The sequence below is a fragment of the Paenibacillus xylaniclasticus genome (genome assembly GCF_004001065.1).
Lineage (GTDB): Bacteria > Bacillota > Bacilli > Paenibacillales > Paenibacillaceae > Paenibacillus_T > Paenibacillus_T xylaniclasticus.
Map to the genome: position 1 here is coordinate 23819 of NZ_BIML01000002.1, position 25400 is coordinate 49218.

Sequence of the window (25400 nt, forward strand, 5' to 3'; positions counted from 1 at the left end):
TTACTACATCAATAATCCCTCAGTCTATTTGATTTAACCTACTAAACGTATTAGTTAGTTATCGACAAGTTCTTGTATGTGTTATGATATGAACGAGCAGCGAATGTCCACCGTCAACTCGCTAGAAGTGGACGACGGTAAGAAGAAGGAGTGTACGTACGCATGAGCAGCAAGAGAAAGCTAAGCAACGGCTGGCAATTTATGAAGCAGCCTTTAGGAACGACGCTGAACGAGGTAACGTCTGGAGATTGGGAATGGGAACACGTTACACTCCCCCACGATTGGCTGATCTATGACTCTAACAACTTGTATGAGAACGGACAAGGCTGGTACAAGACGACGCTGGAGCTAGACGAGCTAAAGCAAGACCAGTATATGTCGCTCCGTTTTGAAGGCGTATACATGAACTCCTATTACTATGTCAACGGCCAATTGGCCGGAACGTGGAAATATGGCTATTCTACCTTTGAGATCGATATCACACCATATATTCGCCAGGGCAGTAATGAAATCTATGTACAAGTAATACACGAATCTCCGAACTCGCGCTGGTATTCAGGGGCTGGCATCTACCGTCCGGTGTGGCTGAAGACGTCCCCAGCCAGTCGCATTGCAGCGGACGGCATCTACATTTCCACGAATAAGCTTGGCGAGGAATGGAACGTCGAGATCGATACCGAGGTCATTTTCGCAGAGTATGAAGCAATGAGCAACTTATACAGCCTGCGATATACGATTACGGATGCAGCAAATCATAAAGTTGCCGAAGAAGAGACTGCCGTTCAAGTACAACCAGGCAGTACGGTCAATGCAAATTGCTCTTTCCGAGTTTTAAATCCTGCGATTTGGGATATCGATAACCCTGCATGTTATGAGCTATTGGTAGAGCTGATTGTGAACGGTTCTGTCGTGGAGCAGGAGCGTCAGACGTTCGGCTTCCGCACCTTCGAATACGATAGTCAACGCGGATTTTTCCTGAATGGTCGACATCTTAAGCTCAATGGCGTCTGCCAACACCATGACTTAGGCAGCCTTGGCGCTGCGGTCAATAAAACGGCGCTTCGCCGGCAAATAACGCTGCTGCAGGAAATGGGCGTCAATGCGATCCGAACGGCTCATAACATGCCAGCCGTCGAACTGATGGAGTTAGCCGATGAGATGGGCGTGCTTATCGTATCGGAAGGCTTCGATATGTGGGAACGTCCGAAGACGCCATACGACTATGCCCGCTTTTATCCAGAATGGTGGCAGCGGGATGTGGCAAGCTGGGTGCGCCGAGACCGGAACCACCCGAGCGTCATGATGTGGAGTATCGGCAACGAAATTTACGACACGCATGCCGATGAGCGCGGTCAAGTACTGACGAGAGAGCTGATGGAGGAAGTGCAGAAGCACGATCCGAGAGCGAATGCGGTCGTCACGATCGGCTCCAACTTTATGCCATGGGAGAACGCCCAGAAGTGCGCCGATATCGTGAAGTTCGCCGGTTATAACTATGGAGAAAAATATTACAATCTTCACCATGAAGAGCATCCGGACTGGATCATATACGGCAGTGAGACGTGCTCAACGGTGCAGAGCCGCGGCATTTACCACTTCCCTCTCGCCCAATCCGTATTGGCTGACGATGACGAGCAATGTTCTTCCCTAGGCAACAGCTCGACGAGCTGGGGGGCGCGCAGCACGGAGCACTGCATCATCTCTGACCGCGATGCCGCATATTCGCTAGGCCAATTTCTATGGACCGGCTTCGATTATATTGGTGAACCGACGCCGTATCATACGAAAAATTCGTATTTCGGCCAGCTCGACACGGCTGGCTTCAAGAAAGACTCGTTCTACATTTATCAAGCAGAATGGACCGATTATAAAGTTAGCCCGATGGTTCATATTTTCCCATATTGGGATTTCTCCGAGGGTCAGCTGATCGATGTGCGCGTTTGCTCCAATGCGCCGAAGATCGAGCTGTTCTTCAATGGACAATCGCAGGGCACGTTTCTGATCGATCATGTCCGCGGCCAGAAGCTCGTTGGCGAATGGCAAATTCCTTATTCGCCTGGCGAACTGCGCGCCGTCGCCTATGACGAGAACGACGTCGTTATTGCAACAGACGTTCAGCGATCATTCGGCGATGCGACCTCCATCCGGCTCGTTCCGGACAAACAGACGATTACGGCTGACGGCTCCGATCTTATTTTTATCGAGATTACAGCTCTAGATGAACAAGGCAATACGGTGGAGAATGCGAATAACCGAATTCATCTGTCGATCGAGGGTCCCGGCCGATTAGTTGGTCTTGATAACGGAGACAGCACTGATTACGACTCGTATAAAGGCAGTAACCGCCGAATGTTCAGCGGGAAGCTGCTTGCGATCATCGCGAGTACACTAGACAGCGGAACGATTATGGTACGTGCTTTCTCACGAGGATTGGGTGCAAGCGAGATCAAGCTTGAAGCCATCGCACCTGCTGCGGCTTGCAATCCAGATGAGCCGTATTCGCTTTATGCGTACGCATCGCTGCACGAGCCTGTGTTCAGCAGCGAAGATCATGTACAAGCGCACGATGTGATCCCTGTACGGAAGCTTGAAATTGTATGCCCGCAAGGCAATCAGCTGTCAAAGGATCATCCGTCGCTTCCATTCCAAGTTAAGCTGCATCCGCACAATGCAACGCATCAGGACGTGCATTGGCGCATTACGAATGTAGCCGGCATCGATGCGAACATCGCTTCGCTTCAGCCCGATGGACATGCTGCGGTCATTACGGCACTCGGAGACGGCGACTTCTACATTCGCTGCGCAACGAAGAACGGTGCGGAATCCATTGACCTTTATTCACTTAGGGAATGCCATATCGACGGATTGGGTCAAGCGTTCCTCAATCCTTACGAATTTATTTCAGCCGGCTATTACAGCAGTGCAAGCCGAAACCTGACGAACGGTAACGAACGTGGCATTGCGACTTCTCGAGACAAGGAAAGCTGGATTTGCTTCGACCGCATCGATTTCGGAAGCTACGGCGCCAATGAAATAACGCTGCCGATCTTCGCACTCGATGCCGGTGAAGTTGCGATCGATATATGGGAAGGGATTCCAGACCAGCCAAATGCTTCGCTCATTACGACGGTTACCTACCAGAAACCGACCATATGGGACGTATATCAGGAGGAGACCTATATACTGCCGCGCCGGTTATCGGGCGTTACATCGATTACCCTCGTCTTGCGCCACACTATCCATCTGAAAGGCTTACAATTTAAGCCGATAGCGAAAGCGTTCGAACGGTTGTCGGCACTCGACAACGATCAAATTTATGGCGACACGTTTACGATCACCAGCGATTCTATAGAGAATATCGGCAACAATGTGTCGCTCATGTTCCAGGATATGGATTTTGGTGAAATCGGCACTACGAAGCTAACCATTTGCGGCCAATCTCCGATCGACAACAATACGATTCATATTCAGTTCAGCGGACCACAAGGTGATTCGAAGCAGCTTGTCGAATTCGGCTATTCCAAAGGCTATTGCGAACGGGAATATGTGCTTGAGCCGGTAACGGGAAGTCAGACCGTAACGTTCGTATTTTTGCCGGGCAGCCGTTTCCACTTCCATTCGTTTCAATTTCGAATGTAATAAAGTTACTATCCATTAAATATAAACGCCCGGCCGTCACTCGATAATGACAGTCGGGCGTTGTGTTGTTATTTTTTTCGTACTGTAATTGTCCAAGATGCATCGTCTAATTGCTCATAGTTCGTCACCGTATGTCCAGCTTCAGCAGCCCAGCGCGGAATGCTCTCCGTCGCCTGCGTACAATCGAAATCAATAATGAGCTCATCACCGCTGCTGAGCTTCTCCATCGCTTCCTTCGCTTCAATGAGCGGGAACGGGCATACCATCCCAAGCACTTCAAGCTTCTGTTTCATCTCTATCGTCCTCCAATTCGTGATGTTCGATTCATTAGTTGACGCCGGCACGAGCACGGCGCGGACGGACATAGACGAAATACGAAGCCGTCCATGTACCCAAAATAATAAAGAGTAGAGATACCCAGCCCTGCCATGTCATCATCGATGTCATTACAAGCCCGTTACCGATCGAACAGCCGCCCGCCCAGCTTGCCCCGAAACCCATCAACAAACCGCCGATGAAGCTGAGCACAGCTGTCTTCGCATCTGGAGCGCGGAAACGAAATTCCCGGCTTGCCTTCGCAGCGATGAACGAGCCGACTAGAATACCGAGTACAAGGTAAACACCCCAATTAAGCACCGCATCATCACCGGTTATTAGGTATTGCAAAATATTCGCTGAAGGAGTCGTCACACCAAGGCCGAAGTTACGTCCTGTCGCTTCGCTAAGCGGCCAAGCCATGATGGCTATAAGGCCGACGAGCACGGCCGTCACGAACGGATGCCATCTTTTCTCGAACAACAGGTGATTCAAGCCTTTGTGCTTCGGCTTCATCGTAGGGATAACCGGCTTCGGCTTGCGAATCGTTCGTATCACTACAATTGCTGTTATGACCGTAAGCAATGCAATGAGAATCCATACTGACATACCGAACGTGTCCGCGATGGAGTTATACTCCGTTGTATAGTCGGCAAGGCTTGTGTTCAGCTTATGAAGCGGACCCGATTTCATAATGGCTGCCATCAGCATATAGCCTGCGAGAGCAATCCAACTGCCGATCAACCCTTCGCCCGCCCGATACCAAGTACCGGTTGCGCATCCGCCTGCCAGTATAATTCCGATACCGAATATGAAAGAACCGAATATCGAGGCAAGCCATTGGAATTGGCCTGCGTCATATTGGATATAATCCAATTTAATAAGTGCAAAGACGCCGATGCTTTGGACAGTGATAGCAATCAGCAGTGCGTAGAACATCCGGTTATCTTTCGCCAAATACATATCCCGAAAGCCGCCCGTCAAACAAAAACGGCCTCTTTGCATCACAAAGCCGAGCAGTGCACCGCAAAGCAGACCGGTAACGATCATTGAAGTCGTCAATTTCTATTCCCTCCCTGTCAATTTCCTAGTAATCTAATAGAAATTGTCTACTAGCAATTCTATCAGACTAGACAGAGGGGTCAACCTGCAAATCGTGGAACATCTGCTGATCATCACCAGATGTCAATATGCGGGGTTTAAGAAAACGCGTACACCATTAATACAACAAAAGGAACGATCCATATAAGCGGAATAGCGTTCCAAATTAACAGCTGCTTATATTGACCGGAGGCAAATTTGACCCAACCTAGAACAATAGATACAATAACACCAACCGGATACAGTAGAATATAGACAAGAATAAGCCAAGGTGCCGCCTGGCGTTCAGCTTGAGGTGAATCGAACAGCATGGCGGACATCGCGGTCATAACCAGCCATACAACAAGCAGCAATACATATATAAATTGCGAGATAATAAGAATACATAATGCAGCAGTACGGCTCATATCCTAACCTCGATTCATCATTTGTGTACAGTTCCATCTATAGCAAAGAAGCTGATCGTGCTTCAATCAGCTTTCAATTCAGGCAGCCATTTTACGAGCGTCTCCATCCGAACACCCGCACATGTACAATTGCCTTTGTCATCCAGTGAGTGAAAATGTACACCACAATGAATATCACAACAAGCGGCTTAAACAGCGCCCAAGCTAAAATCCATGAAAGTAAGATTTGCCATGGCTTCAACCGGCGCAAAAATTTGACAGGCCACAGCACGATGCGATACAGAGGATGTCCTTGCTGCAACGTTTCCAAATACTCATCTCGGTACTGCTTCTCATCCGGTTTCAGACGGACGGCCATCCCCATGTACGTCTCCTGCAGCTTATAATCCCCCCTGGCACCTGCTGCCCAGCCCAAATAGAGCAGCGCCTGGGGCACTTCAGAATCATATTGAAGCGCCTGCCGATCAAGTCGTCTGCTTTCAACCAGGTCTCCTAGCAACGCCTCTAAATAACTCATCATCGCTAGGAAAATTGGCGATTCCGGTTCCAGCTCCAGTGCATGATTCAGCTGCTCTCTCGCTTCTTCCAGCTTTCCATTCTTGCTCAAAACATTAGCATGCAAAAAATAGTATTGTCCCTCGTATGGATCAATACGCTGCGCCATCGGAAGCGCTTCTAGAAACGCCTTCATATCGTTCGTCTCATAATAGACACCGACTCGCACGAACCAAGCCAATCGATTATCCGGGTCCCGCTTCATCGATTCGCTCACCCAATGCATAGCTTTATCGTACTCGTCCATGATGCAATAAATTTGTGCAATAAGCGCATAAACATCCGGGTCCTCCGGCTCCACGCGCAGCAGCTCTTCCGCTTCCTTAAGCGCTTCCTTATAACGATGCCATGAAATAAGCTGATAAATATTTTGGAACGAGTTGCCGTAGGAACGGTTCACGTCTAGTCTTCTCCTCCTTGTACTCCCGTAACGCTGCTACTTCACTCCATGCTTTTTAATATATTCTAGTACGACCTGATAGTCTTGGTTCACGTCGCTGAAGGTCGCGTAATTTCGTGCGGTCGCGAACCAATCGAGCGTCGTCGCTTTACGGGATTTCGCTGCTTTGCGCAAATCATCCTGTGTAATCGGCTGAATCTCGCCCGATTCGAACGTTCGCTCTAGTGCTGCCTCCACCGCATCCTGGACGATCTGCTCCAAATCTGCGCCGGAGAACATAGCTGTAGCAGCCGCGATTTTACTCAAATTCAGGTCATCCACCGGCTTGCCTGCGAGCTTCAAATGAAGAATCGTTTCACGCTCCGACTGCTCCGGAGGCGGCACGAACACCAAATGATTAAATCGGCCTGGACGACGAAGTGCGGAATCTAGATACCACGGTGTATTCGTCGCACCGATCACGAACACGTTGTCATTGTTCGATTGCAAGCCGTCTAATTCCAACAGCAGCTGGTTCACGAGCATTCGATCATGGTGCTGCAGCATCTGGTGACGGCTTCCGCCCATCGCATCCAGCTCATCAATAAAGATAACGCATGGCTTACTTTGACGCGCTTTCTCGAATATATCATGAAGATTATGCTCGCTCTGTCCCGACCACATGGACAAAATCGACTGCAGCTCAATATGCAAGAAGTTAGCATCAATCTCACCTGCTACAGCGCGAGCAAGAAACGTTTTGCCGCAGCCAGGTGGGCCGTACAGCAGCAGACTTCCACCAGCCTCTTTGCCGAAAGCGGCGAACAGCTCCGGCTGCTTCAGCGGCAGTATAAAGCTCATCCGAATTTTCTTCTTGACTTCCTCCAGACCGCCGACATCCGCGAATGTCTCCTTCGGCTTATCCGACTCCACGAGCGATTGGTCGTCTCTATTAAAATGAATAAGCTTCAAATTTCTCCGCCGCTTGTCCGCCAGTTCGTCAAAGTCAGACATGCATCTCACTCCTATTCTTCTAATTTTTCTTATACTTATTCCTATTATGCGTCAACTCCATTACCTAAGGCTACTAGTGAATGAAGATTCCAACAAAAGAAGCTGTTCAGAAGTCTATAATCTAAGCTTCTGAACAGCTTATTCGCTCCAGCCAGGTATTCCATTCACCCTAAATGCTTCTCTAATTCATTAATGCGTTGCAACCCATTAACCGCCACTGTCAAGATTTACTTGCCAAATAGTTCCAAATTTATCCGTAACCTGACCGTATAGCTTGCTCCAGAACGTTTCCTGCAGCTCCATTTCCACTTTACCGCCGTCTGACAACCGTTTGAAGACGGTGCGAGCTTTATCTTCGCTGACTGTCACGAAAGCAAGTGTAATGTTGCTGCCTATCGTGAACGGCATGCCTGGGAATACGTCTGAGAACATCAACGTGCTGCCCTCTACTTCGATGCGCGCATGCATCACAAGATTTTTCGATTCCTCTGTAAGAGGATGATCAGGATGAGGCGGCGCTTCGCCGAATGTCATAATGTTCGGGGTACCTGTCTCAAACACATATGCATAGAATTCGACCGCTTCACGACAATTCCCATTAAAATTCATATAAACATCGACAGACATTACATACACTCCTCGGATTTAGTATGATACAGCTGCACCGCTAACCCACTTACCCAAAATTTGGGCACCCTTCTTTATTATAGCTTGGATATATATCGGTTAATACCTAAACTCTACACTTGAAAAATATTTCCCAGCTGCAGCTTTTTCGTTTAAAATAGCATTGAACGCCATCCTTTTCTAGGATACAATGGAACTAACGCGCGTTCAGAAAGGGAGTTAGCCATGCGAAGCGAGGATATTGCCAAGCTGGCAGGTGTATCTCGCAGCACTGTATCCCGTGTTTTGAACAACTATCCGGATATCCCACAACGGACCCGGGACAAAGTGCTGCGAATCATCGAACAGTACCATTACGAACCGAATACTTCCGCCCGCGCACTCGCAGGCAAAGGGACGGATACGATCGGTCTGTTCGTTGTCAGCATGGACGAGCGGCATACTGGCAACCGCATTTACCAGAACCATTACTTCGCGCCGATCGTAGACACGGTCATCGATACGGCGAACGCCGCCGGCTTCTATGTGCTCGTACATACCGTGTATATGCAGGACGATTATTTGAAGATTAAACAAGCTTTCCAGCAGCGCCGCATCGACGGCGGCATCATTGTCGGCACACAGAAGGATTCCGACCGAATCGCAGAAATATGCCGATTAGGCAAACCGTTCGTTATGATCGACTTCGAGCTCGATGAAATTGCCGAGCATTCACACAACCGGGAGACGCTATCCGTCATTAATTCCGACGATTACCATGGCGCATGTGAAGCAATGCGCTATCTGATTCAACTCGGCCATCGCCGGATCGCACATATTCGCGGAAGAATGAACACGCTCTCCGGACGCCAACGGTTTCTCGCTTACGAAGCGATGATGAACGAATTTGGATTGCCATATGAGGACAGCGATATTCTGGATGGTAAATTTCTGAAAGCGGCTGCTTACGAAGAGGTCTATCGGATGCTGAGCCAGGATCGAGAACGAATGCCTACTGCCATATTCGCTGCGAATGATGACATGGCATTATCCGCCATACAAGCGATCCGCGATAACGGCTTAAGCGTTCCTGACGACATATCCGTTATCGGCTTCGACGATATTCCGATCTCATCCCAATTTATACCGAGCCTAAGCACCGTCCGATTGCCGATTTACGACATGTCCAAGGAAGCGGTCAATCAAATCGTCAGCATGTGCACACAAGGCACGAAGATTTTCAACTCATCAAGCTTTCCTACGGAACTCATCATCCGAGATTCATGCAAGCGTTTGTGAACCTACCCCACGGTTCACTCTTTATTTGACGTTCGCTAACGCGCGTTAGTTAGATGTATCGTCATTTACACTTCTGTTATGGAGAGGAGCTCATTTCAAGATGAAATTCGGTTATTTCGATGATGCTAACAAAGAATATGTCATTACAACACCACAGACGCCTTACCCATGGATTAACTATCTGGGCAATGAAACCTTCTTCGGTCTGATCTCCAATACAGCTGGCGGCTACTGCTTCTACCGTGACGCTCGTCTGCGCCGTCTGACGCGTTACCGCTACAACAACATTCCGATTGATAACGGCGGACGTTATTACTATATCCACGATGAAGGAGATATTTGGACGCCAGGCTGGATGCCAGTCAAGCGGAAGCTGGACCGTTATGAATGCCGCCATGGCCTTGGCTACACGTCCATTACGGGCGAACGCAACGGGCTTAGCGTTACGCAGCTTGCATTCGTTCCTCTCGGATATACGGGTGAGGTGCATCAGCTTACGATTAGTAACAAATCGAAGGCAACAAAGTCCGTGAAGCTGTTCTCATTCGTTGAATTCTGCTTATGGAATGCCAATGACGATATGACGAACTTCCAACGCAACCTGAGTACGGGTGAAGTCGAGATCGAGAACTCGGTCGTGTACCATAAAACGGAATACCGTGAGCGCCGCGACCACTTCGCATTCTTCTCGGTTAATGCTCCGATTGACGGATTCGACACAGACCGGGAATCGTTCCTTGGTGCTTACAACGGGTTCGATGCACCACAGGTTGTCACGCAGGGTCAAGCATCCAACTCGCATGCAAGCGGCTGGTCGCCAATCGGCTCGCATCAGCTCAACATTACTCTTGCGCCTGGTGAAGAAGTGTCCTACAACTTCATTCTCGGCTATGTTGAGAATCCGGAGGAAGAGAAATGGGCAGCTCCAGGCGTCATTAACAAAACGCGTGCCTATGATATGATCAACCAATTCGCGACCAAAGCAGATGTCGAACAAGCGATGGCTGAGCTTGCGGCATACTGGGATCGTCTGCTGAGCAAATACTCCGTCGAGAGTGGAGACGAGAAGCTCGACCGGATGGTTAACATCTGGAATCCGTATCAATGCATGGTCACCTTCAATATGTCTCGTTCCGCTTCCTATTTCGAATCCGGAATCGGCCGTGGCATGGGCTTCCGCGACTCGAACCAAGATTTGCTCGGCTTCGTGCATCAAATTCCGGAACGTGCCCGCGAACGGATTATCGACATCGCCTCCACTCAATTCGAAGACGGCTCGGCGTACCACCAATATCAGCCGCTTACGAAGAAAGGCAATAATGAGATCGGCAGCGGCTTCAACGACGATCCATTGTGGCTCATTCTCGGTACATCCGCTTATATTAAGGAAACAGGTGACATTTCGATTCTTGACGAGCAAGTTCCGTTCGACTGCAATCCAGACAATACCGCGACACTGTTCGAGCATTTGAAGCGTTCGTTCTATCATGTCATTCATAATCTTGGACCGCACGGTTTGCCGCTAATCGGCCGCGCCGACTGGAATGACTGCTTGAATCTGAACTGCTTCTCCAAGGAGCCGGGCGAATCGTTCCAGACGACGCAGAACATTGAAGGCCGCGTAGCAGAATCGGTGTTCATCGCGGGCTTGTTCGTCTATGTCGGCCCGGATTACGTGGAGCTGTGCAAGCGACGCGGTCTTGAAGCAGAAGCAGTTGAAGCGCAAGCGCAAATCGACCGGATGCGTGAGACGACGCTTCGGTATGGTTTTGACGGCGAATGGTTCCTGCGCGCTTACGACCACTTTGGCAACAAAGTAGGCAGCAACGAGAATGAGGAAGGAAAAATTTTCATTGAGCCGCAAGGCTTCTGTGTAATGGCTGGCATCGGTGTCCAAGAAGGCTATGCACTCAAAGCGCTCGACTCGGTACAGAAGCATCTGGAGACCGATTATGGAATCGTTCTGCAGCAGCCGACTTACTCACAATACTATTTGAATCTGGGTGAGATCTCCTCTTATCCACCAGGCTATAAGGAGAACGGCGGTATTTTCTGCCATAACAATCCTTGGATCATGATGGCGGAGACGGTCCTTGGCCGCGGCGACCGTGCATTCGAGCTGTACAAGAAGATTGCGCCAGCATATCTAGAGGACATTAGTGAGATTCACCGGATGGAGCCTTACGTATACGCACAAATGATCGCTGGCAAAGACGCCGTTCGTCACGGTGAAGCGAAAAACTCGTGGCTGACAGGTACGGCGGCTTGGAACTATGTCGCGATTACGCAAGCTATTCTTGGCGTACAGCCTGATTTCGACGGCTTGCGTATCGACCCTTGTATTCCGAAAGACTGGAGCCGTCTCGAAATCAAACGCGTCTTCCGCGGTGACACTTATCGTATCGTCATTACGAACGAAGATCATGTTAGCAAAGGCGTGAAGAGCATTAAACTGAACGGTGAGTTGCTTGCTAACAATGTTGTGCCGGTCGTCGGCGACGGCGGCGAGCACTTGATCGAAGTTGCACTTGGCCAATCGGTTCCATCTGGAGCCGTAGGCAGCCATTAAGCTGTGATTACAAAGCGGCAGATTCAGCACTCACATGCTGGTCTGCCGCTTTTTTGTCTACCATTAGCATGATTCCAGATCTAACTCAAGGATTTGACTTACGATTTGCTCCGGAGTCAATCCCCCTTCGTTGTCTACAACAAGATGCGGCTCCCGCGGCTCCTCAATCACCATCGTTATGCCCGCCACTTCTTGGTTGCCTCCGTTTAAAGCCTCAAAGTACAATCCTTTCTGGTTACGCTTAATTAAAGTATCTAATGAGACACGTAAATAAATTTCCCGGTAGAACTCCATATGTTGACGATTCCATTCCCGACAAGCATGAAACATCGAGATGGTAGCGCAAACGACGTCGATGCCTTGTTCTGACAACAGAAGGCACAATCTCGCATTGCGCATCGCACTTCGCCTGCGTTCTTCCTCCGTATACCCAAGATCATTGCCGAATGCTTCACGCAAGGCGTCACCATCCAGCAGGACGACCGACCGCCCCCGCTCTTTCAGCCGATCGCGCAGTAATGAGCCAATTGTCGTCTTACCTGATCCGGAAAGTCCGGTAATCCAATATACGGTTCCAGCACGGCCCATTATCTCACCTCCGCTTACTTAAGCATACCTCAAATGATTGACCATCTGTTCCAACAGAAGCTCCTCTTGCAGACATTCCGCAATATACTCATCCATCCTCACAAAATATTGCGCCGCCTCCGGTTTTGTCTCCATCATGATATAGATGAGCAGCTTCGAACGAATGAGTCCCCACGTTTGGTGAAGCTTCGTGAAATGATTAAGCAGCTCCTTGCCGTCCCTCTCTAACAGAATACCGACATTCATCAAATATTCCACTAGCATAAGGTTGCGTTGTTGATAGAATACCGGCGTTGACAGACGGTTATGTACGTTGGTATCTGCTACCGTAACACGCGCTGCCGCTTCATGAAAGCGATGCCGATATTGCTTGACCGCTTCGAACCCTTTAATATACGTGATGTTGTCTTGCACAACAGACTCGCTGTTTAGTTGTACTTCAATATTCTGGAGTATTGTTTCGACAGGTACATGCTCACTTAACCGATCACTTAAAACCTGTATGCCTAGCGCTAACTTCTCTTCTGCAGCGATCGACTCATAGGAGGCTTCAATCTCATGATAACTTACCTCATACGATTCGAATCGTGATGAGCAATCTTCAATAAGATGGACAACCTTTCGGTCCTCATCAAATCCGTAAATCATAATCGGATGTACAAGCTCTTCTTTTCCAAACTCCGGGCATATGGATAGATGGAATCTATTCAGCCTTACAAAGCAATAAATTCCTTCGCGTATATATTGTTTGATAGTATCCATGATATCTGTGTTTACGGAAACCGGGATATCGATCGCTTTCATATATTGTTGAAAGATTTTATCCGGAAACCACTTTCTGACATGCGGAAGCAGCAGCCCGTTGTTTTGCCAATGTTGAAACTGTTCTTCTGACATACGGCTCTGATCTGCGATGGGCATCTCATACCGGGAGCTAACTAGCGGAACGAGGATACGGAACGACGGATTTCGGGTCATCATGATCCCGAACACATTGTTCCAATAGCAATCGACCCTATTCTCGTTATATGGAGTGAACGCGAGCTTCATTGAACACCCTCCAATCTAGACCCGCTGATCTTATAAGACATGCGAATAGTGCTGCTCATATAACCGCAAGTCACTCTCGCTATCTACCTCAAGCCATGGCCCTTCATAAGGAATGGCTCGAACAGGTACACCATTGTTCACTAGCGCCGATATTAAACCCGTCATATCCATTCGCCGCACGTCAGCCTTGTCCAGCTTGCCGGTCAAATGCTCAATTGTCCGCCATCCTTCAGGTGACAGCATTAGTAGGCCCATATATTGTCCCTGTATTTCTTCGACGCTCGATGGCTTGCCGCCAATCTCAGTCACATAGCCGTAGGAATCGACACGGAACGTCTCAGCGTCAGACAGCGGATCTACGAATCGGGCCTGCCATAACGGCAGCCAGTTCACGTTATAAGGAATAATGATGGGCTCCTCCGTGTTTTGCAGCGCTTCAATAGCATCTACTCCATATACAATATCTGAATAACTGACGAAGCAGCGCTCTTCTTTCAGCCATGAGTTCGCTTGCATAAGACTTACAAGCATATTCGTGGAGCTCCATTCTTCATTGTGAAAATACACCGCTCCTGGCACTTCTATTTGCTCTGCCTTATACCCGCGAACGATCCCAATCATGTCGATACCACTTTGCCGAATCACCTCTATCTGCCGACTAAGCAGCGTTCGACCCGCTAGTGAGACCATACATTTCGGGACCTCTGCTGTGAGGCTCCCGAGCCTGCTTCCTCTGCCAGCCGCCAATAGAATAGCTCTCATAGCGCTTGAACGGTCCATGCCCGCGTCTTGTAAGGCACATCTATCGTCTCGATATCGCCAAGGAAACGGTCGATCTCGGTCAATATTTGTTCGAATCGTTCCGGGCCGGCTTGAACTTGAATATCATTAACAGACCGCCATGCATTCATATACCGCTCCTTCGTCATTTGAACCGTATGCGGCGCTTCCATAAAGATTAATCGACCGAATTGACCGGTCTGAACCAGATCTTCTTCAACTCCAGACATATTCGTATTAGAGCCAGAAGATACCCTCTTCAAATCTGGCACATAATGCTTAATAATGCTTTCGATATGCAGATGCTGCTCGCTCCGAGCAATATCCCGTGGATTCCAAAGAGCCGTGAAATGGCCTCCCTCATCCAATATCCGATGAAATTCGTTCAATGCAGCCTTCTTATCGGTCCAATGAAATGAGGAAGCCATAAATACCCACTTCACTGCATTGTCTTTCAGCCCCGTATTTTCCGCGAAGCCCTTCATCCATTGAAATTTATCGGTTGTATGGTTTAAACGAATTGCTTCTCCCCGCATCGCGTCGTTTGGCTCCACCGCATATCCTTGCAGCCCAAGCTCCGCCAGCATTTCGGTCAGCTTACCAGTCCCTGCTCCTACGTCAGCAACAAGACCGCCGTTCCATTGATTCGCTCCCGTATAAGCTATAAGCGCATTCAGAACCTCTTCGGAATAGCCGGGACGGTTCACGTATTGCTTTGCAAGCGCTGTAAAATCTCCATGCTTCATCTTCATTATTCCCCTCCTAATTAATGTAAGAATCTTTTATCGCCCATTCCATAACCAATCGCGAATCCACTGGCGATCCTCGAGACCACCGCCATTAGCCCGTTCAGGGTGCCACATAATGCCTCTCAGCTTAGTCGTCCTGTGCTCAACCGCTTCAATAACGCCATCCTCCGAAGTCGCCAGAACGATCAGCTCTTTCACGGAATGACGCGCTCCGAACCGATGAAAGCTATTGCGTTTAGCACAGCCCCTTGCGCTCTTGATCGTATGTATGGATGCAATATGCCCTTCAACCTCAACTAATGGAACACTAAAGTAATCTTGTATCATTTGCATGCCTCGGCATACACCTAGTAGCGGAATCCGATGGTCGATTGCATAAGAAATCAAATGCTTCTCTACCTCGTCACGCTCCGGGGCATTGCCTCCATATTTGACCAGATCATTGCCTCCGGTAAGTACAATGCCATCAATTGGCACACTCCAGAGCAGCTGTTGGACAACTGGCAGACGGTTAGGCAGAATGAGCGGTGTCAGCCCGCAGCTTGCCAGCAGCTCAATCCACTGCTGATCGAGCGCATCCCTCCGCTCCCCGTATGCCGCTATTTCATCGACCCGCTGTGTGATTGCAATTAGCTTCATTGCACCACGCTCACTTTCTTACCTGCGCAATCAATAGCCAGCACCTTTGCTCTGCTATATTGTCGAAACAACGATTCTCCGACACCAATAACAGCTGGTATGGACATCTCCCCCGCTCGAATAGCCATATGGGAGTTCGCTCCACCGAACATCGTAATAAATCCGGCTAGCTGATGGGTAAAAATCCAATCATAACCCGGATCAGCGCTTTCAATGAGTACGATGCAGCGATCAAGACGCTGACGGCTGTCCAGCTTATCAACGAGGACGACCGGAGCTGTTACGCTTTTCATCGTTACATAATTCGGCTCCTGCTCTGGCAGACTGAAGCACCACACATCCTCTGGGTCCATCATTAACGGAGGTAGCGTCAGTTGCAGAGTGTCTGCATATCGTTTTTTTCCTGTCATAATGCTCTCCGTCATAAGCTCGAGCAAGTCGCATTCCGATTCATAGGCCTGCTTAATAATCCGAATATCCGCATAAGAAGCATCATCAACCGTAAAGCCGAGCTCCGCGGCCAGCTGTCCAAACAGCCGAAGTGCTTCGCTTAAGCTCTTCGTGAATACAAATTTAGAGTATTCACGGCCTTCAATTGCAAGCTTAAAGAAGGAAAATAAGGTCAATACATCTCCGTCCAGCAGCTCGTGATGAACAAGCAGCTGCTTGATTCGGTCGTATTGCTTCAGCGTGAGCGAGAAAGACAGTTTCTCGTCATAGGACGGAGCCGCCTCCGATCGGGCTTGGGTTGCTTGGAAATCGAAATAACGTTCCGGCGCCTCATCGTACCGGGCGGATCGGATATCATAAGTGCCGGGGCGAAGATGGCCATACCGTGCCAGAAATTCATCCGGAGCAAGTCTAGACAGATCTGCACTAATGCTCGAGCTTACCGTCTCAAGCGAGCTCATATAATTGTTATAATCGTGTTCATTCAGAATGCCTGTTGCAATCAACGAACGAAGCATCTGAACCGCCACGAATCCACCTCGCGCAAGGCCAGCGAACGGCAGTGTACCGTAGCGTTTGCAATCCTCGAGCAGCCAATATATACGCGAGACTATATCAAGTGGGCTGTCTAATATTTGCTGTCGTTTGGCATCCAGCTGATCGATTTTGGCCAAGTCCTTCATTAACAAGCCATTTTCGACCGAGATGATATGGTTCGTCAATTGCTTTAAGCTTTTGCACAGCTCATCGGTTTCTTCTTTCGTGAACCCATGCTGATGCAGGGACTTAACACGTTCCTCCAAGTCGAATGTAAAGCAAGAAAACAATATTTCAAACTCAACCTTATCATGGTAGTGAGGCTCCGCCGTCAGCTTATCCAAATAATAGTTCAGCAGCTTGTCGCTTAATGAATCATCGAGTTCTTCAGGAACGAATGAGTTAAAGCTGACTCGTACGTCGATATAAGGAATACCGCAAAAATTCATAAGAAGCGGAAAGCTCCGGACGTTCTTGTAACCGTAGTTGCTGCGTTGATAAGCCCAAATGCTGTCGGTTACAAGCTCCTTATACAGAGACAGAGCAAGAGGTCTAGGGCGAATGCCGATAATTTCGGCCGGATTCCAATCAGGCATGACGCCATATACAGTACGTTCCCCGTACAGGTAAGGCTTCCTAGTCTGCGCAAGCTTCACTTTCTCATAGATGCGCTGCAAAATCGCTTCCTGTCTGCTCACGGAAGCTAACGGCTGCGTGACGATTAGCGGCCTTACTTGGAGCAGATAGAGGCTGCCGGAGCTATCCAGCGCGAATTCGATATCCAGCTTATCAGTGTGAAGCAGCCCCTCCAGCTCCATTACAAGTGCTACAACGCAATCAAGAGGTTTCATGGCTGGCCGCTTAGCGCTTTTGAAATAATAATACGTTTTCAATTGATTGGTCGTGCCAGATGTAACAGATGAGGTGGAACCGGTCGTGTCGTCATAATTGATGACGATATATTGGCCGCCGGAGTTCGGATCAACGCTGAAGGCGACACCGCTTAACATAATATTAGACAGCATCGGCTGTATGAAAATTTGATCGCTTGAATCAGTCCCTGAATAGGAGGCCAGCACCTGTTCGACCGCCTGTTCCAGCTCCGCCGCCCCTTGCACGTTAAGGACAGATACATATCGACCAGCCATTGAAGAATGAACAGCATCCTCACCGATAGCGCTGCTTCTAACGATAAGCGGAATGGTCAGCCATGAACGGAGCATAAGCGGCTGAAGGACGGACTGCCGGTTCGTGCGCCACTGCTTCACTTCAAAACGATACTGTGGAAGTACCGTCGCATTCGAAATCAAGCCCTCGAGCCTTTCGAGCGTTTCCGCCTTCGTTCCGAACTGAACAGACATCATCGCCCTCCTCCTGGAGAAAGCAGACGCACCTCATAATCCGGACGGCCTTCCGTATCTCGAGTCCGTTCTTCTCGCAGCAGCTTCGTTAATAAACGATGGATCATCGCCCGGTTAGACGCCCGCTCCTTCTCATCATTGCTCCACAGCGATTCGAACTTGAACGGCAGCTTCAGCATTTCCATCAATTGCTCGTCATTGTCATAATCATGGCTGTCATAGCCCCATACCTGGTACTTCACCCGCAGCATGCTCTCCAGCCTGAATTTATCGAAGGAAGAGAGCAGCTCGTCGTACGAATTCGAAATAGTCTTCGTATTAAACCCAGACACGAGAGCGGAGGTTAATGTGTTCCACCACTTTTTGCCGCCAAACGTACTGTGAAGCAGCGAGTCGTGCCAGCGGATGCCGAGCATAGCACACAGCAGCTCCAGCGTCGCCTGCGGCTTCGTATGCAGATCCTCCAGCTTCATTACTGCTGTGCGGCTCGTCCACTCTACTTCGGCGGGTACAGGCTGGAAGAGCGAAACGAGCTGGAAGCTCAAATTGTACAAATTCGCCTGCCCGGATGCGAGCTGGAACTTGAGAGCGGAAGCGAATGCAATGACCGGGTTCCGAACGACATGCAATAGCAGCGTCTTAGGGAACAGCTCGATCAGCCGCTTTGTCTCTTCCACCCGTGTACCGAAATGAATACCGCCTTCAACAATGGTCGGTATTCCCTCCAGCCAATCGTAGGTTCGACCAAGTGAATAAGCGGCCGACAGCTGAACTGCTTGGTAGAACAGCTTCATGTCCGGCTTGTCTCCGGCGGCTACAATCTGAGAAAAATATTGTTTGAACTGCTCTCTATCAAGTGTATACAGCTCATCCCGGTTTTCGCCGAGTGAGCACATTCCGTTCATCTTCGGCTCCTCATAGACTTGTCCTTCGTTGAACAGCTCCTTGAATGTTTCAAATATGCTGTCGATCAGTGCATCTACATCAAAGGGGCCGTCATTACGGTTCACCCTTTCGTTCCAGAGCTCGAAAATACGGGTTCCGTCCAGCATCGTCAGAATAATGTCCGGATGTTCATCTAACAGGCTTTTTACTAGATGGGTTCCGCTCCTGCCGTAACAATACACACTAACGACCTTATTCAGCGACTTGGCACACTCCATTAGCGAAGGAGGTCTTGCTACAAGAAGCTCTCTCATCCGCTGAACACCAGCTTCGGCCTGCATGCGCTCCTGCTCGTTCGAGGCCGCCCGCATCGCTCTGAGGTACAGGTCATTCGCCTCAAGCCACCGCTCTCTCCGCTCGAGTACTCCAGCTAACTGGATTAACAATCCGGCATGCTCCGGCTGTTGGAGAAGTGCGTCTGTAAGCCACTGCTCCCGAAGCTTCAGACGGGCATCAGGCGATCGGTCGATTTTGCCAGTCGAGGTGTGCGGAATTTCCTGAACATAGTAAAACGATCTCGGCACCTTGTAATCCGCCATCCGTTCCCTGCACCAATCGCGCAGCACAAGCTCTGAAATCACGTCATTCTGTTGAACATAAGCTTCTAATCCATATTTATCATCCGAAGAACAGACAAGGACATCCAACACACCCGGATGCTGCTTAATGACTGCCTCCACTTCCATCATATTCACTTTCAGTCCGCCGATCGAGACCATCGTATCGATTCGGCCATGAACGGACACACGATTGCTCGCGTCGATACTGCCTGCATCGTTCGTGCGAAACCATCCGTCTACATACCGATCGCTTCCCTGGTCTCCGATATACGGAGATGCAGCGAGCTTCACTCTTATTTCCCCTTCAATAATTGAAAGCTGCACGCCGGGGAGTACTTCACCGACGCTTTCTGGAGAGCGACCATTCCAGTCCATAGAAAGAACACCCGTCTCGCTCATTCCGTACTGCTGACCGATCGAGACGCCGTATTTGGCATAAAATCGTTCATGCACTTGCATATCCAGCGCTTCGCCTGCCGATATCGCATGCTTCAGGCAAGGCAGCGGCTCCTCATCGATCGCATCAGCCAGCAGCCGATAATGAAACGGAACGCCATACATGACCGTAATCCGTTCCTCCCGAAGCGTATGTAAAATGTGCCTGCTCTGATTGCTTGGCGCGAAATGTAGGGTGGCTCCTACTAACAACGTTTGCAGCATTGCATTCAGTAATCCGTACGTATGGCTAAGGGGGGTCAATCCGAGTACTCGGTCATCTGCCGATAACAGCGGCTCATTCGTCAGCTTGAGCATATCCCACACAAGATCCTCGACCGTTCGACCGATCGCTTTCGGAAGACCTGTGGAGCCTGAGGTGAATAGGACAAGTACCTGCTCGGGCCGATGGACTGTCTCGGCACAATACTCCTTTATTTCAACGTCTACCTCTTCTTGAAATACAGCAGTAGTGACGGACTGAGAAGCGGAGAACACATAATAATTAGGCTGATAGGCATCAAGCAGGGCCGAAGCTTCCGCAGGCTTAAGCCTTGGGTCGATCAGCATAGCCTGTGCACCCTGCTTCCAAATAGCATACAGTAGAAAAATGTACGTAAATGAATTGCTCACCCTGAGCGCGACTAGACTTCCCTTCTTTACGCCCTCCCTCTCCAGGTACAGCCTTCGAGTTTCGATCGCTTCCTCAAGCTCCGCATATGATAGTGCGTATTTGCCTTTAAGAGCGATGCGGGCCGGATCCGAAAGATTCAGCAGCCGGTCATATAACGTGAGCCCCTCTGACAAGTGTAATGGCATATTGATCACCTCCGAAGGTATCATCTAGAACAGTACAGCTGCTGCCGTCTGGAGCATCCTGCCGATTTAGCTGTTCTGCAGCCAGTACGATGTTAAGCAGACCTTCATTTCCAATCACACGAATTGGACATGATACGACATCCTCCAATTCTAGATGGTTCTCGCTCGCTTCTGTCCGCGTGATCTCCCGCACCCAAATAGAACCGGCACGCTCTGCATAGGCTTGTTCAGTTAATCCATTCTCCAGCATTAGCGATACAACGTTATCCATCGATTTTGTCAGCTCAGCGCTTGTCGTCAAATTCATATACATTTCATCAGCTCGTTCGCTTTGCGTCTCGACGCCAATGACTAGCACTTGTTCGACTTCCGGCATGGCCAAATAGAGCTCAGCCATCTCTAACAGCGCTGCAGCCGCGCCACCGCTATACGTGATGCATGTGAACATTTCGGTCATTTGATACTGACTTGATGCATAACCAAGGATGGAGTTAGGTACAGATTGGTAGAACAGCAGCGGATTGCGTAATCGACCGGACAACAAATTTCGGCTTGCAAGATCAGCTGTCGCTGTATCGCCGAAAGTGCTGCCAAGTATGATCGCAAGCTTACTCCTGTCACGTATCCTATCGTTCTCTGCATAGTATTGAATCGTGCGGTACACCAGCGGGTTAAATGACGATTCGATAAAGCCGGGTACCGGCGGAATATTCGCATGTCTATCCTCAGGCAAGGTGGAATTGTTGCCCTGAGTCTGACTTTTGCAATATTCGACGAACGATTCGATCGTTTCTCCCCATGGGCCTATGCAAGACATAGACGTAATGACTAGCATGCAGGGCACCGTCCCTTATTTCAGTTTTCGTAAAATAATAGCTGTGTTGTTACCGCCGAACGAAGCATTAATGCTCATAACAGTATCGATCTGCTGCTGTCTTGGAACATTAGGAACGTAGTCAAGGTCGCACTGCGGGTCCGGCTCCTCATAACCGACCGTTGGCGGAATAACACCCTCGTTCATGGCAACAATCGAAATAGCTGCCTCGACAACTCCTGTTCCTTCCAGAATGTGACCGGTCATCGTCTTCGTCGACGACACCGGTATACGGTAGGCGGTATCTCCGAACGCCTGCTTAATGCCGCACGTTTCGCTCTTATCGTTATAAGGCGTTCCCGTGCCATGCGCGTTAATATATTGAATCTGTTCTTTATCGATTGACGATGTACGCAGCGCCTTCTCGATCGCGCGTCTAACACCAGCCCCCTCCGGGTGAGGCTGACTGACGTGAAATGCATCACAAGCTAATCCCCAGCCGGCCACCTCCGCATAAATTGGCGCTTGTCTGCGCTTTGCGGATTCATAGCTTTCAAGAACAAGCACGGCACCTCCGTCCCCCAGCAGCATCCCTGTACGATTACGGGAGAAAGATCGGATACGACCATCTGTTGCAAAAGCGCGTCCCGAAGCGAACTTCGCGAACATCTCCTCTGTTACGAGAGAGTACCCGCCGCATATCACTCTATCTGTACGCTTTTGCTTAATAAGCTCGAACGCAATACCGATCGCGTTGCTCGATGCAATGCATGCGTTGTTTAGAACCATTTTTGAGCCGCGCTTAGCGATTCCGTAGTGATTTGATAGCGCTTCCAAATGATAAGACGGCATAAACTCAACAATTCGCGAATCATACATTTCCTGCTCCATCTTCGCTTTCCAGTAACGGCTTAGCGCATCGTAATCACCTTGAATGCCCAGAACGAGCGATGCTTCTGCAAGACCGATCTCGGACAAGCCAGCGGAGCGAATAGCATCTTCCATACAGCGTCTGCCAAGGTCAAGTAACGTTCCTTCAAATGTGGATTGCGCCGCAATCGCTGACCGAAACTTAGATCCGTCGAAACGGGTAATGTCGCGGAATTGATGCACGCCTGCCAAAATCGTTTGCTTCACGGTCTCTTCCCCGAAGCCTGCCGGCGTCATCATGCCGATTCCGGTTACGACGACTCGAGCGGACATGGTTCTCCCCCCTTGTTGTGAAGATTCATGCTGCTGTCATTGAATGGACTATACGACGCCCTTCTCGCTTAACAGCGCATAAATTTCGTTAACCGAACCAAATTTGCTATAGTCGGCATCCTCAAGCTCCAACTCAATTCTGAACCGCTGCTCAAGACCTTCCACAAACCAAACAAGCGACAAGGAATCGAGCAAAATAGGTGTATCGAAGCCCATCTGATCATCTATTGCGCCATACAGCTTACGTTCACGCAGCAGAGCTGCAATCGACTCCTTGGTGATTTGTTGTCCTGCTATCATGGTGTACCTGCCTTAGTAGCAATCAGTTCGGATAGCTGGCCGATTGAGTAGTCGTATATTTGCTTCAATTGTTCGTCAGGCACTGTGACACCAAAATTCGTCTCCAGCCTGACAACCAGTTCAATAATTTTGATCGAGTCAAGCCCTATACCCCCCTCACCGAGCGGCGTATGCTCTGTAACGGGTTCTTCTGGCAGAGGCATGTTCAAGCTTGTCGTAATTATTTGAACAAGCTCCTGAATTAACTCCTGTTTCGTAAGAATGGTCGTTCAGCTCCTTTAATCAGCTCTCGATTCATAACAGACAGTCGGGTCGAAGTGTGTGGGTAACATAATGATCTCTGGATTGAAGTATTCCAAAATATGAATAGCGGTTCGTTGGTCCGAGAAAGAAATCGTATATTCCTTGAACGGAGTTTGAGGATTTGCTTGAAATTTTAAACGGTAAGGCTTGTGAAATAAATCGACGACCTCATTCGTATCGCGCCAGCCATAAGCGAGCAGCTTACGCCGGTTCGGCACCTCAGATTCACGTAGAACATGACCAATTCCTTCACCGTTCATCGTGATGCGACGGTAGATCGACTCAGGTATTCGTTCGGGATATAAAATGACTAGATTTTGCGACACAATTGTCCAATTACGCTCTGCGATCAAGTAAGATTCCCTTAGTTCATAGGTCTGTCCGGAATGCTCCTGCTTTACGACCACCGCTCTCATCGAATCCGACGCTATCATCTCCAGCAGATCGGTAGTTCGATTCTCAGACGTCAATAACAACTGAAGAATAATCCTCTTTAATCGATTAATCTCTTCCTCCAACGCTATTTCCCCCCCCTTTCATTCCGACTTGGTTAGATCGTATATTTGATGCATCAAGATTGTCAAGATTGGTTTTATGTCCAAATACATTTCCTGTAGCATAATATTGTTAAAATAAAACAAAGATGATACGATGGTCACGATGCTCGAAATTCAACTCTACGACTGGAGTGATTGTATCAGTGGCCGCGCTGTCCCGATCGATTGCATCATTCGGAAATTTTTTTGGCAATAAGTTTATTCGCGTCATTCTGCTGTCCAGCTTCTTTCTCCAGATAGGTGTCTGGGTACGTAATTTCGCTGTACTGTTATACGTCATGGAACAAACAAATAACGATTCAGTAGCGGTTTCATGGATTTATATTGCAGAGTATGCGCCTATCTTCATTTTCTCCGTTATTGGAGGTACATTCGCAGACCGGTGGCGGCCGAAAAAAACGATGGTGAACTGTGATCTACTCAGTGCCTTGTCCATCTTAATTGTTCTGGTCGCCTTAATGGAGGGCTCTTGGCGAGCCATATTTTTCACCACGCTTATCTCGACGATCTTGTCACAATTTTCTCAGCCATCTGGAATGAAGCTGTTCAAGCAGCATGTACCGGAAGAGCAGATCCAGACAGGGATGGCCATGTATCAGGCACTTTCTTCTTTATTTATGGTCATTGGTCCTGCCATCGGTACACTTGTATTCTCGACATTCGGCATCTACGTTTCGATTGGCCTTGTCGGCATCGCCTTCCTGATGTCCGCTGTTATGCTCACCATGCTTCCTGCAGACCGAATTCCTTCAACCAATAACAATAAACCATCCGTGTTGAAAGAGCTTAAGGACGGCTTCCGTTACGTATTCATACATCCGGTGCTTCGTCTGCTCGGCATCGCATTCGCTTTAGGCGGACTAGCTGTCGGCATTACTCAGCCTTTAGGCATTTTCCTAGTCGTCGATCGTCTTCATATGGACAAAGAGTTTTTCCAGTGGTTCTCTATTGCCAACGTTATTGCAATGGTCATCGGAGGGGCATTCGTCGTCGGTATCTCGAAACGGATATCCTCGCAAAAAATATTAGCGATTGGCAATTTGATCAGCGCCTTCTCTGCCGTCGGATTAGGGCTGTCCATGAATTTCAACTTGTCGCTGCTTATGCAATTTGTCCGGGGATTTGTTCAGCCGTTTATTCAAGTCGGCATTAATACAATCGTCATGAAGTCGACAGAGGAAGCGTATGTCGGCCGCGTGAATGGGCTCTTTGGCCCCGTCTTTATGGGAACAATGCTGCTATCGATCATGCTGTCAGGCTGGCTAAGCACCTTTGTTCCGCTCGTTACGATGTTTGTGATGTCGGGCGTCTTTTTCCTTATTGCAACGGGAGTCATTTCACTCATGTTTAAGCTGGAGTTAAGCACGAAATACGTTACAGCTCCGGAAGCCTCAGTTTCGAATCATTAGCCTTACAAAGCTGGACT

Annotated in this window: 22 protein-coding genes; 4 read left to right on the plus strand and 18 right to left on the minus strand. The window is 49.1% G+C overall.

The genetic code is table 11. The features are described from left to right. Nucleotides 1-162: 162 nt before the first annotated feature. Nucleotides 163-3639: a glycoside hydrolase family 2 TIM barrel-domain containing protein gene (locus PXY01_RS01905; RefSeq protein WP_127566731.1), complete on the plus strand. Its 3477-nt coding sequence runs from the start codon at nucleotides 163-165 to the stop codon at nucleotides 3637-3639. 68 nt (nucleotides 3640-3707) lie between these two features. Here the strand turns inward: PXY01_RS01905 and PXY01_RS01910 are convergent, their stop codons facing one another. The 6 genes from PXY01_RS01910 to PXY01_RS01935 form a co-directional block, all read right to left on the minus strand. Next, complete coding sequence (locus tag PXY01_RS01910) at nucleotides 3708-3932, minus strand: sulfurtransferase TusA family protein (protein WP_127566733.1); 225 nt, start codon at nucleotides 3930-3932, stop codon at nucleotides 3708-3710. Between the two features lie 34 nt (nucleotides 3933-3966). Beyond that, nucleotides 3967-5004, minus strand: coding sequence for a YeeE/YedE family protein (locus PXY01_RS01915; RefSeq protein WP_127567343.1), 1038 nt, complete (start codon nucleotides 5002-5004; stop codon nucleotides 3967-3969). Nucleotides 5005-5153: 149 nt separating this feature from the next. Continuing rightward, a complete protein-coding gene (locus PXY01_RS01920; protein WP_127566735.1) occupies nucleotides 5154-5462 on the minus strand; it encodes a hypothetical protein in 309 nt (102 codons plus the stop codon). Between the two features lie 91 nt (nucleotides 5463-5553). After that, nucleotides 5554-6417 carry a tetratricopeptide repeat protein gene (locus PXY01_RS01925; protein ID WP_127566737.1) on the minus strand — a complete coding sequence of 288 codons (864 nt, stop codon included), beginning with the start codon at nucleotides 6415-6417 and terminating at the stop codon, nucleotides 5554-5556. Between the two features lie 36 nt (nucleotides 6418-6453). Then, on the minus strand, nucleotides 6454-7410 hold the full coding sequence (locus PXY01_RS01930) for an ATP-binding protein (protein ID WP_127566739.1): 957 nt from the start codon (nucleotides 7408-7410) through the stop codon (nucleotides 6454-6456). 207 nt (nucleotides 7411-7617) lie between these two features. Then, nucleotides 7618-8037 carry a VOC family protein gene (locus tag PXY01_RS01935; RefSeq protein ID WP_127566741.1) on the minus strand — a complete coding sequence of 140 codons (420 nt, stop codon included), beginning with the start codon at nucleotides 8035-8037 and terminating at the stop codon, nucleotides 7618-7620. 225 nt (nucleotides 8038-8262) lie between these two features. Here PXY01_RS01935 and PXY01_RS01940 point away from each other — a divergent pair, with 225 nt between their 5' ends. After that, nucleotides 8263-9315: a LacI family DNA-binding transcriptional regulator gene (locus tag PXY01_RS01940; protein WP_127566743.1), complete on the plus strand. Its 1053-nt coding sequence runs from the start codon at nucleotides 8263-8265 to the stop codon at nucleotides 9313-9315. Nucleotides 9316-9415: 100 nt separating this feature from the next. Next, the gene (locus PXY01_RS01945) at nucleotides 9416-11884 is read left to right on the plus strand and encodes a glycoside hydrolase family 94 protein (protein WP_127566745.1); all 2469 of its coding nucleotides are present in this window, start codon (nucleotides 9416-9418) and stop codon (nucleotides 11882-11884) included. 63 nt (nucleotides 11885-11947) lie between these two features. On the opposite strand, the gene PXY01_RS01950 is transcribed toward PXY01_RS01945, so the two are convergent. The 12 genes from PXY01_RS01950 to PXY01_RS02005 are packed head-to-tail and all read right to left on the minus strand — an operon-like array spanning nucleotide 11948 to nucleotide 23935. Then, complete coding sequence (locus tag PXY01_RS01950; protein WP_127566747.1) at nucleotides 11948-12472, minus strand: adenylyl-sulfate kinase; 525 nt, start codon at nucleotides 12470-12472, stop codon at nucleotides 11948-11950. 18 nt (nucleotides 12473-12490) lie between these two features. After that, nucleotides 12491-13522 (minus strand): hypothetical protein, encoded by a 1032-nt coding sequence (locus PXY01_RS01955; RefSeq protein ID WP_127566749.1) that lies wholly within the window; start codon nucleotides 13520-13522, stop codon nucleotides 12491-12493. Nucleotides 13523-13552: 30 nt separating this feature from the next. Further along, complete coding sequence (locus PXY01_RS01960; protein ID WP_127566751.1) at nucleotides 13553-14302, minus strand: phosphocholine cytidylyltransferase family protein; 750 nt, start codon at nucleotides 14300-14302, stop codon at nucleotides 13553-13555. Next, a complete protein-coding gene (locus PXY01_RS01965; protein WP_218028201.1) occupies nucleotides 14281-15054 on the minus strand; it encodes a class I SAM-dependent methyltransferase in 774 nt (257 codons plus the stop codon). The genes PXY01_RS01960 and PXY01_RS01965 overlap by 22 nt, the downstream gene beginning before the upstream one ends. Nucleotides 15055-15084: 30 nt before the next feature. Beyond that, nucleotides 15085-15690 carry a gamma-glutamyl-gamma-aminobutyrate hydrolase family protein gene (locus tag PXY01_RS01970; RefSeq protein WP_127566753.1) on the minus strand — a complete coding sequence of 202 codons (606 nt, stop codon included), beginning with the start codon at nucleotides 15688-15690 and terminating at the stop codon, nucleotides 15085-15087. After that, nucleotides 15687-18041: a PEP/pyruvate-binding domain-containing protein gene (locus tag PXY01_RS01975; protein ID WP_218028202.1), complete on the minus strand. Its 2355-nt coding sequence runs from the start codon at nucleotides 18039-18041 to the stop codon at nucleotides 15687-15689. Before PXY01_RS01975 ends, PXY01_RS01970 begins: the two co-directional genes overlap by 4 nt. Continuing rightward, nucleotides 18038-20797, minus strand: coding sequence for an AMP-binding protein (locus tag PXY01_RS01980; protein WP_164744278.1), 2760 nt, complete (start codon nucleotides 20795-20797; stop codon nucleotides 18038-18040). Before PXY01_RS01980 ends, PXY01_RS01975 begins: the two co-directional genes overlap by 4 nt. Further along, the gene (locus PXY01_RS01985; protein ID WP_127566757.1) at nucleotides 20760-21632 is read right to left on the minus strand and encodes a hypothetical protein; all 873 of its coding nucleotides are present in this window, start codon (nucleotides 21630-21632) and stop codon (nucleotides 20760-20762) included. The genes PXY01_RS01980 and PXY01_RS01985 overlap by 38 nt, the downstream gene beginning before the upstream one ends. Nucleotides 21633-21647: 15 nt before the next feature. Then, nucleotides 21648-22814: a beta-ketoacyl-[acyl-carrier-protein] synthase family protein gene (locus PXY01_RS01990; RefSeq protein WP_127566759.1), complete on the minus strand. Its 1167-nt coding sequence runs from the start codon at nucleotides 22812-22814 to the stop codon at nucleotides 21648-21650. Nucleotides 22815-22862: 48 nt separating this feature from the next. Further along, on the minus strand, nucleotides 22863-23114 hold the full coding sequence (locus PXY01_RS01995; RefSeq protein ID WP_127566761.1) for an acyl carrier protein: 252 nt from the start codon (nucleotides 23112-23114) through the stop codon (nucleotides 22863-22865). Continuing rightward, the gene (locus tag PXY01_RS02000; RefSeq protein WP_307719362.1) at nucleotides 23111-23377 is read right to left on the minus strand and encodes an acyl carrier protein; all 267 of its coding nucleotides are present in this window, start codon (nucleotides 23375-23377) and stop codon (nucleotides 23111-23113) included. The genes PXY01_RS01995 and PXY01_RS02000 overlap by 4 nt, the downstream gene beginning before the upstream one ends. A 15-nt stretch (nucleotides 23378-23392) precedes the next feature. Beyond that, nucleotides 23393-23935: a hypothetical protein gene (locus PXY01_RS02005; RefSeq protein ID WP_127566765.1), complete on the minus strand. Its 543-nt coding sequence runs from the start codon at nucleotides 23933-23935 to the stop codon at nucleotides 23393-23395. Nucleotides 23936-24117: 182 nt separating this feature from the next. On the opposite strand from PXY01_RS02005, the gene PXY01_RS02010 reads away from it, so the two are divergent. Beyond that, on the plus strand, nucleotides 24118-25383 hold the full coding sequence (locus PXY01_RS02010) for an MFS transporter (protein ID WP_246027768.1): 1266 nt from the start codon (nucleotides 24118-24120) through the stop codon (nucleotides 25381-25383). Nucleotides 25384-25400 lie beyond the last annotated feature (17 nt).

Coding starts and splice junctions, on each gene's coding strand:
- PXY01_RS01930 (WP_127566739.1), bottom strand. CDS start 7,410: ATGTCTGACTTTGACGAACTGGCGGACAAGCGGCGGAGAAATTTGAAG.
- PXY01_RS01955 (WP_127566749.1), bottom strand. CDS start 13,522: ATGAAGCTCGCGTTCACTCCATATAACGAGAATAGGGTCGATTGCTAT.
- PXY01_RS01975 (WP_218028202.1), bottom strand. CDS start 18,041: ATGATGTCTGTTCAGTTCGGAACGAAGGCGGAAACGCTCGAAAGGCTC.
- PXY01_RS01980 (WP_164744278.1), bottom strand. CDS start 20,797: ATGCCATTACACTTGTCAGAGGGGCTCACGTTATATGACCGGCTGCTG.
- PXY01_RS01950 (WP_127566747.1), bottom strand. CDS start 12,472: ATGGGCCGTGCTGGAACCGTATATTGGATTACCGGACTTTCCGGATCA.
- PXY01_RS01970 (WP_127566753.1), bottom strand. CDS start 15,690: ATGAAGCTAATTGCAATCACACAGCGGGTCGATGAAATAGCGGCATAC.
- PXY01_RS01910 (WP_127566733.1), bottom strand. CDS start 3,932: ATGAAACAGAAGCTTGAAGTGCTTGGGATGGTATGCCCGTTCCCGCTC.
- PXY01_RS01915 (WP_127567343.1), bottom strand. CDS start 5,004: ATGATCGTTACCGGTCTGCTTTGCGGTGCACTGCTCGGCTTTGTGATG.
- PXY01_RS01905 (WP_127566731.1), top strand. CDS start 163: ATGAGCAGCAAGAGAAAGCTAAGCAACGGCTGGCAATTTATGAAGCAG.
- PXY01_RS01935 (WP_127566741.1), bottom strand. CDS start 8,037: ATGTCTGTCGATGTTTATATGAATTTTAATGGGAATTGTCGTGAAGCG.
- PXY01_RS01940 (WP_127566743.1), top strand. CDS start 8,263: ATGCGAAGCGAGGATATTGCCAAGCTGGCAGGTGTATCTCGCAGCACT.
- PXY01_RS01990 (WP_127566759.1), bottom strand. CDS start 22,814: ATGTCCGCTCGAGTCGTCGTAACCGGAATCGGCATGATGACGCCGGCA.
- PXY01_RS01985 (WP_127566757.1), bottom strand. CDS start 21,632: ATGCTAGTCATTACGTCTATGTCTTGCATAGGCCCATGGGGAGAAACG.
- PXY01_RS01995 (WP_127566761.1), bottom strand. CDS start 23,114: ATGATAGCAGGACAACAAATCACCAAGGAGTCGATTGCAGCTCTGCTG.
- PXY01_RS01920 (WP_127566735.1), bottom strand. CDS start 5,462: ATGAGCCGTACTGCTGCATTATGTATTCTTATTATCTCGCAATTTATA.
- PXY01_RS01945 (WP_127566745.1), top strand. CDS start 9,416: ATGAAATTCGGTTATTTCGATGATGCTAACAAAGAATATGTCATTACA.
- PXY01_RS01960 (WP_127566751.1), bottom strand. CDS start 14,302: ATGGACCGTTCAAGCGCTATGAGAGCTATTCTATTGGCGGCTGGCAGA.
- PXY01_RS01965 (WP_218028201.1), bottom strand. CDS start 15,054: ATGAAGATGAAGCATGGAGATTTTACAGCGCTTGCAAAGCAATACGTG.